The 12,001-nt window shown below is 47.2% G+C and carries 11 protein-coding genes; 3 read left to right on the top strand and 8 right to left on the bottom strand.

Annotated features, from left to right (window positions below; all coding sequences use genetic code 11):
- The first annotated feature begins 48 nt into the window (after positions 1 to 48).
- Together NG792_RS11775 and NG792_RS11770 are read left to right on the top strand one after the other, a co-directional pair.
- Entirely contained in the window at positions 49 to 237 is a 189-nt protein-coding gene (locus NG792_RS11775) for a CPXCG motif-containing cysteine-rich protein (protein WP_261200441.1), read from the top strand.
- Between the two features lie 21 nt (positions 238 to 258).
- Positions 259 to 705: an SRPBCC family protein gene (locus tag NG792_RS11770; protein WP_261235538.1), complete on the top strand. Its 447-nt coding sequence runs from the start codon at positions 259 to 261 to the stop codon at positions 703 to 705.
- Positions 706 to 712: 7 nt separating this feature from the next.
- On the opposite strand, the gene NG792_RS11765 is transcribed toward NG792_RS11770, so the two are convergent.
- Entirely contained in the window at positions 713 to 3,877 is a 3,165-nt protein-coding gene (locus NG792_RS11765; protein WP_261235537.1) for a PAS domain S-box protein, read from the bottom strand.
- A 293-nt stretch (positions 3,878 to 4,170) separates the two neighbouring features.
- Between NG792_RS11765 and NG792_RS11760 the strand changes: the two genes are divergently transcribed.
- On the top strand, positions 4,171 to 4,413 hold the full coding sequence (locus NG792_RS11760) for a hypothetical protein (RefSeq protein WP_261200438.1): 243 nt from the start codon (positions 4,171 to 4,173) through the stop codon (positions 4,411 to 4,413).
- Positions 4,414 to 4,528: 115 nt separating this feature from the next.
- On the opposite strand, the gene NG792_RS11755 is transcribed toward NG792_RS11760, so the two are convergent.
- The 7 genes from NG792_RS11755 to NG792_RS11725 form a co-directional block, all read right to left on the bottom strand.
- Positions 4,529 to 6,382 (bottom strand): R3H domain-containing nucleic acid-binding protein, encoded by a 1,854-nt coding sequence (locus NG792_RS11755; protein ID WP_261200437.1) that lies wholly within the window; start codon positions 6,380 to 6,382, stop codon positions 4,529 to 4,531.
- 89 nt (positions 6,383 to 6,471) lie between these two features.
- Positions 6,472 to 7,695 carry a circadian clock protein LdpA gene (gene ldpA / locus NG792_RS11750; RefSeq protein WP_261200436.1) on the bottom strand — a complete coding sequence of 408 codons (1,224 nt, stop codon included), beginning with the start codon at positions 7,693 to 7,695 and terminating at the stop codon, positions 6,472 to 6,474.
- A gap of 208 nt (positions 7,696 to 7,903) precedes the next feature.
- On the bottom strand, positions 7,904 to 8,449 hold the full coding sequence (locus tag NG792_RS11745; protein ID WP_261200435.1) for a salt stress protein, Slr1339 family: 546 nt from the start codon (positions 8,447 to 8,449) through the stop codon (positions 7,904 to 7,906).
- 190 nt (positions 8,450 to 8,639) lie between these two features.
- Complete coding sequence (locus NG792_RS11740; RefSeq protein ID WP_261235536.1) at positions 8,640 to 9,242, bottom strand: vWA domain-containing protein; 603 nt, start codon at positions 9,240 to 9,242, stop codon at positions 8,640 to 8,642.
- Between the two features lie 74 nt (positions 9,243 to 9,316).
- Positions 9,317 to 9,922 carry a vWA domain-containing protein gene (locus NG792_RS11735; protein WP_261200433.1) on the bottom strand — a complete coding sequence of 202 codons (606 nt, stop codon included), beginning with the start codon at positions 9,920 to 9,922 and terminating at the stop codon, positions 9,317 to 9,319.
- Positions 9,923 to 10,133: 211 nt separating this feature from the next.
- Complete coding sequence (locus NG792_RS11730) at positions 10,134 to 10,739, bottom strand: vWA domain-containing protein (RefSeq protein WP_261200432.1); 606 nt, start codon at positions 10,737 to 10,739, stop codon at positions 10,134 to 10,136.
- 168 nt (positions 10,740 to 10,907) lie between these two features.
- Positions 10,908 to 11,372, bottom strand: coding sequence for an NAD(P)H-quinone oxidoreductase subunit N (locus tag NG792_RS11725; RefSeq protein WP_261200431.1), 465 nt, complete (start codon positions 11,370 to 11,372; stop codon positions 10,908 to 10,910).
- Positions 11,373 to 12,001 lie beyond the last annotated feature (629 nt).

Raw genomic sequence — 12,001 nt, 5'->3', positions numbered from 1 at the left:
TTCATGTTAAAATTAAATGATTCATAATTTTTATTCCCCTCACCGTTTATGCAGACCACAGCCGAATATTATTGTGCTTATTGCGGGGAAGATAATGTCATTTTTGTGGATTTGAGTGCAGGAAGTTATCAGTCTTATGTGGAAGATTGTCAAATTTGCTGCCAGCCCAATATTTTATCCCTGCAAGTTGATGAAGACACCCTGGATGTGGAAATCAGCAGCGAACCGGAAAGCTAAATAAATAAACACTCGTAATTTATGCTACATTTTAAGTATTCTAGTCTGATTAATGCTCCGGTAGAAGTAGTGTGGAACTTTCACGAAAGACCGGATATTTTACAACTTTTAACTCCCCCCTGGCAACCTGTGCAAATTGTCCGTCGGGAAGGGGGTTTAGAAGTGGGTGCTCTTTCAGAATTTAAAATTTTTTTAGGGCCGATTCCGGTTCCTTGGTTGGCGCGGCATACAACCTGTGAACCCTATCAATTATTTATTGATGAACAAGTAGAAGGACCGATGGACCGCTGGATTCATCGCCATGAATTTATCGCGGAAAATGGTAAAACTCGCTTAATTGATGCGATCGACTATGCCATACCTGGGGGGTGGATTCCTGATTTAATGGTGGGGTGGTTTGTAGATGCACGTCTGCGGGATATGTTTCGCTATCGCCATGAAGTGACTCAACGAGAGTGTAGCCTTTAGTCCCGACTTATTTAGTAGACGTTTTTATAGGAATCTTCACCAAAAACTCGGTCCCACATCCCGGTTGAGACTGACACTCTAAAATACCCCGATGTTTTTCCACAATAATTTGATAGCTAATCGACAATCCTAAGCCAGTACCTTTTCCTACGGGCTTGGTGGTAAAAAACGGGTCAAATAAGCGATTTTTTACCGTTTCATTTAGTCCCGGCCCATTGTCTTTAATCCGAATTAGAACAAAATTGTCCTCGGTGAGTGCGGTGTGAATGCTAATGGTAGGGGCGTGATTTTGGAGCATTGAATTGAGGGTGGGCAATTTCTCATTTCCCCTTTTTCCAGCTAGACTTTTGCCTTCTTCCACCGCATCGATCGCATTCGCGAGAATGTTCATAAACACTTGGTTTAATTGGCCCGGATAACACTCAATTAACGGTAATTCGCCGTATTCTTTCACCACCTGAATCTGAGGCAGGCGGTGTTGCAATATGAGCAATGTATTGTCAATGCCTTCATGAATGTCTACCGGCTTTTTCTGGGATTCATCTAACCGGGAAAAATTCCGCAAAGATAAAACAATTTGGCGAATTCGTTCGGTTCCCATCTTCATGGAATGGAGGGCTTTAGGCAAATCATCTAAAATAAAGGCTAAATCCAGTTCTTCCAGCAACTCGCCAATTTCAGGCACGGGTTCTGGATAGTAGTGCTGATAGAGTTCTATGAGGGGTAGAAGTTCTTTAAAATAGTGATAAGCGTGAATGGCGTTCCCATGAATGAAGGTAACTGGGTTATTAATTTCATGGGCAATTCCGGCCACCATTTGGCCTAAACTGGACATTTTTTCTGTTTGAATCAGTTGAGTTTGGGTTTCTTGGAGCTGATATAATGCTTGTTCGAGACGTTGCGCTTGGTCCCGCGCTTGCTGTGCTGCGGCGCGAGATTGAGCGTAGAGTTGCGCTTGGTCGATCGCAATGGTGAGGCGATCGCTAATTGCGTGCATTAACAAGACTTCGCTCTCATTCCAAGCCCGTTCCCCACTACAATGAACGCAACTTAAAACCCCCACTTGACCCGAATGCGTCTGTAACGGCAGGGAGAGCACCGATTTAAACCCCCATCTGCGAAAAATCTCTACAACCGTCCCATCGGGATAGGATTCCACTGTATCAATGCGAATCGGTTGCAATTGCAAACACTGATCGGACCAAGATTTACTCACGGAATAGAATCCCAAAGGACTCACCACCCCAGGCGATCGCGCTTCTTTCACCGTTTCCCAATTCAGGACCGCGCACTCATGCTGTTGCAGCGGCGATCGCACTCCATCCCGAGGCATTCCACTCGGTCGATACCAACTAAAATAACAGAGTTCAATTTGCAACAACTCCCGAATTTCCTCTACAGTTGTTGCCAAAATCGTCTCTAAATCCAAGGATTGTCGAATCTGTTCCGTGAGTTGATTCAGCAACGCTTCCCGCAACGCTTTTTCCTGTAACCGTTCCTCCGATCGCCGCAATGCTACCTCAGTCTGTTTGCGCTTCGTAATCTCTTCTACCGTTCCCTCATAATAAAGTAACATTCCCGTCTCATCCCGGACCGCCCGTGCATTCTCGGCAATCCAAATAATGCGGCCATTTTTGCAGTAAACCTGAGACTCAAAATCGGAAATTTTCCCATTGTGGGCGATCGCCTCAATAAACTCATTGCGACGATTTTTCTCCACATAGAGTTGATCATCCCCATTTCGCAGTTCCTGCATCAGTTCCTGGGGTGACTCATATCCATAAATCCGGGCCAAAGCTGGATTTGCACTGATATATTTCCCCTCCTGAGTCGTCTGAAAAATCCCCATAATCGCATTTTCAAAAATGCTGCGATATTTCTCCTCCGCCAATTCCCGCGACGCCATTTCCCCTTGCAACTTGGCGATCGCCTCCTGTAACTGTCCCGTGCGCTCCTCCACCCGATGTTCTAACGCTTCATTCGCTGCTTTTAGCGCATCTTGATATTGCTGACGCTCCGTAATATCCTGCACCAAAGATGCCACTCCAATTGCCGTCCCATCCGGGTCAATTAGCGGTGTATTATACCATTCACAGACAATAATTTCCCCCGATTTAGTACAATTCTCATTAGTGCTGCGCGTCCCCCCAGTTTGTTGCAATAACGCCTGAAATACCTGGTCAACTTGCTCCCTGGCACTCTCGGGAACAATCAGTTCTACGGCATGATGCTTCAAGGCTTCCTCTTTGGAATACCCAAACATCTTTTCCGCCGCTGGATTCCAGTCTATAACTTCAAAATTCCAATCCCATTCAATCACCGCTAGAGGGGTTTGTTGGAAATGTAATCCCAGTCTTTGTTCGGACTGTCTGAGGGCTTCTTTTGCTAGTTTACGCTCAGTAATTTCAATCAGCAATCCATCCCATAAAATATCCCCATTTTCTTGTCTCTCCGGTCGAGAATGACCCTCAATCCAAACTACTTTACCCGAGGGGGTAATAAATCGTCCCTCCCAGTGCCAGGGTTCTAAAGCATCAGCAGAACGGGCGACGGAACGGGAAAACCTGGGTAAATCATCGGGATGAATCAGGTTAACTAATACTTGGGCATTATTTTCAATTGACTCCGGATCAATTTCAAAAAAATCCCGACATCCCGGACTCATGTAAGGAAAAAATACCTCTCCATCTGCACGCATCAGGAATTGATAAATCACTCCGGGTAAGTTAGCGGCTAATTGCTGGAACCTTCGTTGAGCAAAGGTCAGTTTTTCCTCGGTTTCCTTGTGGGATGTGATGTCAAATTGAAGGGCAATATATTTGTAGGGAATTCCCTCGGCATTCAGAATTGGAGTAATGGTTGTATCTACCCAATAAACTGAGCCATCTTTGCGTTTGTTTTTGATTTCACCGTGCCACACTTGACCGTGAGCGATCGCCTCCCACAGTTGGGTAAAAAATTCCGGCGGATGAAATCCCGAATTCAAAAGTGCCGGGGTGCGATCAAGACTTTCCTGGCGACTATATCCGGAGATTTCTATAAATTTATCGTTCACCTGAGTAATTCGTCCGCGATCGTCGGTTTCCATCACGATCGCCGTATGATTCACCGCAGACTTCCAACTGAGTAAATTTTGTTCGCACTGTTGCAAATTAATTGAGCAAGTCGTCATGAGTTACCTGGGGGTACAACTGGCTTTAGGTTCTGTCTCTATTAAAGCCATTTCATCAGGAAGAGTCATTCATTGTTGCGAACTGTAATATAAGGGGCCTTTTTGGTGGTCCCAAAACCCCCACAAGAAAAGCACATCCCCTGGCGATCGCCCCCAAACCCCAAGCTTTCCAGACAACACCCCTCTCCCTGTTCGGTTATTACCACCGAATTTTTTGTCAACCCCCTTGCAATAACTCTTTACATTTTGTTACATTTATTTACATAAGACGAAGAAACAACTGGAGAAAATTCATGAAAACCGACTTTAACTTCCCCGGCAAGTACCTCATGGGTCCCGTCGTCTTCCGCCCCAGCTTTAACGAACAATCCGAAGAGATTAACGCCAACCAAGCCTGGTCCTTGTTTTTCACCGCAGGACAAGAAGATAAAGCCTTGGGATTCAATACCGAAGCAGGTCGATTTTTCACAAACCTACTCCTGGCGATCGGGGTCAGTGGGATTATCTGGGCCTTACTCTTTAACACTATCGGCTAATCCTCCATCCTTTTCTCTGGGGTAAAAACCCTTTAAAAACCGGATTTGGTATGAAACCAAAAAAACGCCTTTCCTAGAACAGGAGAGGCGTTTTTTAATGAGTCATAACAACCCGTTATGCTGGATAAATCCGCAGACGGCGATTCGGTTCATCGCCAAAACTGCAAGACTTTAACCGATAATGTTCCACTAACTCGTGCTGCATCTTGCGGACTTGACCCCCACGGGGTAACAGTTCCACCGGCTGTCCCTTGGGAATCACAATCTGTTCCACCGCTAGACGTGCCTCTTCCAGGGCCTCGATTTCATCATCGCTCCCACTGTGGGCAAACAGAGACACATCGGAGACTTCCGGCGTACCGCCTTCCTCCAAATGCAACATCCGGCGTAAGGAATGAGCAATTTTCGGAACACTACTGGAATTAATCGTGAAAATGGGGACCTGGCGGTTTTTGGACATTTGCCGCAACTTAGAATGGTTTTTAACGTGCGATCGCACCGCCAACACCACATCAGCACTATCAATATCCTTCGTCACCACCACCGGCAGGGCCAGAGTGCGAATCACCTGATCCAACTGATGACGACTCACCCCATAAGGATAGACGTGCAACGGCAAATCTTCCCCATTCGGACCCGCCAAGGGCGAGATTTCCTCAAACCCATAATCTGCCGCAGAAGCAAAGCGATCGCTGGGATACAACGACTCATTGAGCATCTGCTCAAAAGACTTTTCCTCGGGCACCGCCTTGGGGCGGCGTCCCAACTCCGGCAACGTTTGCACGGGTAACGGCTGCATCTTCCCACTGGCGCGCAATCCGGCACTCCCAAAAGGACGCACTGCTGCTGTCGTCTTCGTTGTCGTTGTTGTGGGATTTTGGGGCTGTAACTCTTTAGTAATCGTTACTTTCCCGCTTTCGCTCGCCGTCCGCACTTGGAGATCCGGTTGGCGTCCGCGCAGTAAACTATCTACCGTTTCGGACACCCGTTCATGCACCACCCAGCGCTTGCGTTCGCTCATTTCCACCGCAATTTCAAAAGTCGGGGGTGCTTTGCGTTCCAACACCGTTTTCTGGGACCCCCGACGCCGCGCCTCTTCATCACCCAGAGTCACGGACTGAATCCCCCCCACCAAATCACACAGGGTGGGGTTTTTAATCAAGTTCTCAATCTGATTACCGTGGGCGGTTCCCACCAACTGCACCCCGCGTTCGGCGATCGTGCGTGCCGCTAATGCTTCCAGTTCGGTACCGATTTCATCGATGACAATCACTTCCGGCATATGGTTTTCCACCGCCTCAATCATCACCTTATGTTGAAATTCTGGTGCCGCCACTTGCATCCGTCGCGCCCGTCCGATCGCCGGATGAGGAATATCCCCATCCCCAGCGATTTCGTTGGAAGTATCGATAATCACCACCCGTTTGTGGAGTTCATCCGCCAACACCCGCGCAATTTCGCGCAATGCCGTGGTTTTCCCCACCCCCGGACGGCCTAACATTAAAATGGATTGTCCGCTTTCAACTAAATCGCGGATCATGTGAATGGTGCCGAAGACAGACCGCCCCACCCGGCAAGTTAAGCCGATGATTTCCCCCGTCCGATTGCGAATGGCGCTGATGCGGTGCAGAGTTTGTTCGATACCGGCGCGATTATCTCCGCTAAAGTGACCGACTCGCTCGATCGCATATTTGAGGTCAGAACGAGAAACGGGGATATCGCTGATATATTCGGCTTTATTGGGAAAACGCGCTTCGGGAAGCCGTCCCAAATCCATCACCACTTCAATTAAGCTACTCAGGGATGAGTGCGTTTTTAAGTGTTGGCGAATGGTTTCGGGCAGAATTTCCAGCAATTGGCTGAGGTCATCAGTAATCTGCGTTCTTCCGAGATCGACGTTTTCCACTCCACTCTCCGATTGAGGTTGGATCGGGTTGTCAATCGGTTGATTTCCCTGAGAATTAACCATACATTCTGGCGTCGATAACTGAGCAGGACAAAAAAGTAAAAACAGAAAATGGAGGAGTCAAACGTTGGAAATCAATTAAGGGTGGTCTATCATGGCAGTGTATTATTTGTATTATTCTGTAATTGTAAGCCAAATTTGAGTTCAGAAACAAGGGAATCAGCTAAACTTACGGCTTGCCACAGTAAATCCGGGCAGTCTTCTAGGGCGTAACTCCCAAAGAAAGACTCTCCCTGCTGTTGTTCGAGCCGTTCTAAAATGGGGGATAAGAGGACGCGAGCATAGCTGCCGTAGGCGACTCCAGAAAGATAGGAGTCGGCCTGATTGTCAATTCGGTTGACTCGACCCTGCCGCAACAATCCCATTGATTTGAGTTTGGAAACCGTATGCTGATTGGTTCCCCCGGCGAGTTGGACAAATCCCGGTAAACCCGCAGCTAAAACTTTTTGGCCTAATTTGATGGCGGCGCGAGTGGTGCCGATGCCGATATCTCCACTCATCGGACGTCCGTCCGTTTGCCAGATCAGCGCACAGGGGACCGGAGAGATGGCGTGATAAATGGTCCAAAGATAATCAATTAGGTTTTCCCCATCGGGACAGCTAATGGCAACGACCTTAAGCTGGTTGACTGAGGGGGCGACTGCACTCCACAGGCGTTTAAAATCCTCGATTCGACCCACTTGCGTATGAATTTCTACAGCGTTGACGCCTTTAGATAACACCGATGGGGCGATCGCTGTCGGTGTCGAGACATACGAACGGGTAACAATTTGTCCGATGGGACAAACGGGTAGACACCGCCCGCATCCATAGCAGCGCTCTTCTATGACCCCAGCAGACTGTTGAAACTGCGGTGAATTTTGAGTGGTCTTAAAGGATAAATCACCGGGTTTGGGTTGAATGTTTAAGGCTAACTGGGGAAAGGCGATCGCCTGCGCTGGACAAATACTTTCGCAAGGTCGAGGACAATCCGGAGGACACTTTTCTGGATTAAATTCTGCTTTTCTAAAATGCGGGTCTTCCCCATCATTTAAACTGACCATGAGCAATGGCCGAGGTACTCCCCTGTTAGGGAAATGATGGCGACTGCCTCGTTTTTGAGCCGCTTGCCCGAGGCTGACACCCTTTTCGATCGCTTCCACGGCAGCAGCAATCACCGCTGGATCGGCTGCCACATCAATACAGTCCGCACCAGCTAGGCAATAGGCCAAGGTAATATTTCGCACAAACTGCAAATGCTGAAAACTCGCACCGCAGATGAGCTTAAACCAATGGCCTTCAGATAAGGATGTTAACGGGTCTTTCAAGTTGCTCACACCTCTATGCTAATGCGAGCGCTTACATATTGGGAGTGCTTGCACCAATTTATTTCTAGGGGAATACTTGGCAGGAATGGCTTCACCCTGTTCCGTTTGCCAATCCAGGTTGAGGGCGACTGGCCTTCCTTTCCAGATTTAGGGAAATACCCCTGTTTTGGCTCTATATGTAGTGTAGGAATTCCCTCCAGTCCCGGGGAAAATGCCTCTATCCCTCTCCTCGTTTCTCCGATGGGGTTGCCTCCAAATAGGCGATCGCTGCCTCCAACTTCGACGAGTAATGTTCCGCAAATTGTCCAAACCAAAACCCTTCATCAGAATAGGGATCTAACTTCTTCAACCACTCCTGTGCTCGTTTGGCTAACTCTTCACGCTGTTTCTGCTTGAGACGTTCCAGCTTTTTCGCCTCTTCTTGGCGTTCTTGTTCTCGTTTGAGTTGTTCCGCCTGTTCTTGCGCCTCAAACTCCTGCTTGAGATCCCCGAATAACTGATCTAAATGTCCCCCCAATCCTTTGGAAGTTACCTCCAACTCAATGGGCTGAACATTCACGAAAGGCTGCACTTTGTGTTCCTTCGCCTCGGACTCAACTTTCTCTAACAAACTATCTAAATTATACATCAACTGGGGCGGATTAGCTGATAGCGAATTGGCCGCTTTGTGTGTCCGGTTGGCCTCCATTTGCTCCGGGAATTTTGGCCCCGAGTTTTGAGTTTCTGCCTTGATTTCCCCTAATAACTTTTCAATGGAATCCATATTTTTACTCCCTCTTAAACTCTCCTAATTTAACAACTTAAGACGACTCCCGTTTATTTTTTTAATACAACATTCCATCTTTTCATCAGTCCCGGATTAAATCCAAGGGACAACAAGCCGGGTTTTTCGCTAAGATTAAGTGCTAAATAGCAGAAATTTTATGAAAAACCCGGAAGGTTAGAGGTCAAATCTAATCCCCGATCGCCTTCAGTAGCACCTCCGACAGGGTGTAATCTTCCATATCATCAATCGTAATCGTATCGACGATATCAAACTTTGCCCCAACCCCTCCCAACTCATCATCCAAGGCTTTTAAAAACCGAGTGGCTTGGGAATCACTTCCCACCTGAATCATAGAAATAGCTAACTCTTCATCCCGTTCCATCTGACGAGTTGCCTCCACAATCACCCGCATTACTGCCTTGCGATCGTCCGGTTCTCCATCGGTAATCACCAAAATCGTTTCACCAGATTTCACCTCACCTGACCCTTTCTTTTTAAAATAATGCTCCACTGCATCTTTTAAAACTGATGCTAAATCGGTTCTACCCGAAGGGTCGTTTTCTTGGAAAATTTGGGCAACTTTGGCTGCAGTTACGTTTTCATAGCGTTGAAAGCGACCGGAAAACAGATAGACGGTAATCCCATCCGGATCTAACTGTTCACATTTCGCCGCCAAAGCAAAGGTAGACTCTTCTGCCAAGGACCAGCGGGTTTGGCTCCCGCCGCCATCGCTAGTCATCATACTACCGCTTTTATCGATAATCAACGTGTAATCTCGGTTATCTGACATAATTCTGTGGTTGTTCTCAGCTAAAAAAGGGTAAAATTCTTGCCCGAGCAAGAAGAAAATGAAATGCTCGTAGCTTAATCTCGGACTGCCCGTAACAGAACCTCTTTCAAAGGCGTTTCCTCCATATCATCCATTGTAATGGTATCTACGATGTCAAATTTGGCTCCAACCCCTTGCAAATCATCATCTAATGCCTTTAAAAAGCGCATTGCTTTGGAATCGTTCCCCACTTGAATCAGGGAAATGGCTAATTCTTCATCCCGCTCCATCTGGCGGGTAGCTTTAATAATCACTTCCATCACCGCTCTGCGATCGTCTGGTTCGCCATCGGTTACGACAAGAATGGTTTCTCCATTGGGTTTAGTTTGGCCGGAAGATTTGCGCTGAAAATACTGATTTACCGCATCTTGGAGGACTGATGCTAAGTTGGTCTGTCCCATCGGCTCATTTTCTTGATAAATCTGATCAACTTTGGCTGATGTGACGTTATCGTAGCGTTGAAATCGTCCAGAAAACAAATAAATGGTAATCCCATCCGGGTCAAATTCTTCACATTTTCGGGCTAAGGCCAGGGTAGACTCCTGAGCCATTTGCCATCGGGTTTTCCCCCCCGGTTGATCGGGGATGGACATACTGCCACTTTTATCGATAATTAGAGTATAATCGCGGTTTTCTACCATGATATTTGTCTGGTGAATGAATTAAAGTGGATCTGATGAAATAAACGTGATGGTTGTATCTCACGTTAGATAATTTGGTCTGAGGTCTTAACAGTTGAGAAAACCGCCCCATCATCAAAGGCCTCTTCCCCTAGCCCATCACGTTTTCTAAGTCAGGTTCAAAGTCAGGCGATCGCAGCCCTGCCTTTTTGGAGGATAAGCTGCTGGTCAATTAATCGATGATGGCATTCATCAAAACTTCGGTCAAAGTCATGTCTTCCATGTCATCAATCGTTAAAGTATCGACGATATCAAACTTAGCTCCGGCATTCATTAAATCATTATCCAGGGCTTTGAGGAACTGGGTGGCGGTGCGATCGTTACCAATTTGAATGAAAGAAATCGCCAGTTCTTCATCTTTATCAATTTGGCGCGAGGCTTCAATGATCACTTTCATCACTGCTTTGCGATCGTCCGGTTCGCCATCAGTGATGGCTAAAATGGTTTCCCCATTCACTTGGTTTTGACCCGAAGATTTTCGTTTAAAGTAATTATTCAGCGCATCTTGTAAAACCCCAGCTAAGTCGGTTCGGCCCGCTGGCTCATTTTCCTGGAAAATCTGCTCAACTTTATCTGCTGTTACATTGTCGTAGCGCTTAAACCGGCCTGAAAAAACGTACAGGGTGATGCCATCGGGGTCTAACTCTTCGCATTTTCGGGCTAATGCTAGGGTAGACTCTTTTGCTTCTTGCCATCGGGTTCGTCCCCCGCGTTGGTCCGGGGTGGACATACTGCCACTTTTGTCAATAATCAGTGTATAGTCGCGGTTATCTAGCATCAGAATAGGCCTAAGTCTGTGCAAAAAACGTAATCAGTGGGAGTGCGGCGATCGCCGCACTCCCCTCCTGTTGATAGCTTAACTCAAAGCCCTGACAACCGTGACATAGCTTGGGATTAAAAAAAGACGCGAGCGCTCGCGTCTATATTAAGACAATGATTCCTGATCTTAGCTGGCGCGAGCGGGAACCAACAGATCCTTGAGAGGATTCCAGGTTACGGTGCGATCGCCACCCACTTCCACCGCCACTTTCACCCGGGGTTCGATCTTCGGCAACTCCGTCAAATAGGACAGTTCCTGATTAGAAAGAACCGTCCCATCAATCAACCACAGCACCAATCCCTTAGATTTAGGGGGTAACTGCTCTAATTGCGACGTCACGATGGGCGGAATAAAATAAGTTCGGATGTTTTTTTTGCCCAAGTGCGGTGGACGAACCCCATGCACACCAGTCAAATAGGCCCCTAAATCTCCTAAACCTCGGGCTGATAGAGTCACCGTTACATAACCGGCTGCTCTAACTCGCCGTTGATAGCGACCCTCAAATCCCCCTTCCAAAGGCACATATAGCGCTAAGGACCCGTTTTGTTCCAGATCCCGAATGAATTTTTTGCCCGTGATAATCAGTGCCATAATGATTCACTCCTAATACTGATTGTTGAGCCGTTGCTAGAGTATCGAGGCTCATGCACCCATCAAACCCCGCACCTTCCGATGGGTAGGTGATATCCGGGCCGCACTTTCTCTACTTTCTCTTTCTACCGCAATCAGCCTTTGCCAAGTATAGTTTAATCCCTCCTAGGGATTAGAATTAGATTCAGTGAGGGGTGTGACTGTCATAGGTCCCTTACAAGAGACCTCAGCCCCTCGGTCAGGGATCCTCAAAAAAAAATAAAAATTTTATGGGATTTTTATTGGATTCGGACTAGACAAGGTATTTAACATCGGCTATAGTATTAAATTGTCGCTAAATTTAAGCCAAAGCTCTCAAATTGGAAACCCAGTGCGGCCCAAAAGCCGATTTTGCGCTATAGTGGTTAGTCCAGACCAACAGAGTGACAACTGCTCCTTAGCGGAAAGTTGAGAAAAGCTAAATTTAGTTGCGATCGCCCCTAGCCAGTCCGCACTCCGAAACGATGTTTGACCCGCTAGAGCGATCGAGTGCCTCGCAGAGATACTGAGTAAACCATTGCTTAAGTCTGTGCGGTCAAAGGCAACACAAACGAGCAACCGCTCACCCTAACGGACCAACTCATCAAACT

The organism is Laspinema olomoucense D3b, from assembly GCF_025370785.1.
In the GTDB taxonomy this organism is placed as follows: Bacteria; Cyanobacteriota; Cyanobacteriia; order Cyanobacteriales; family Laspinemataceae; genus Laspinema; species Laspinema olomoucense.
This window is presented reverse-complemented; position numbering and strand designations above follow the sequence as displayed.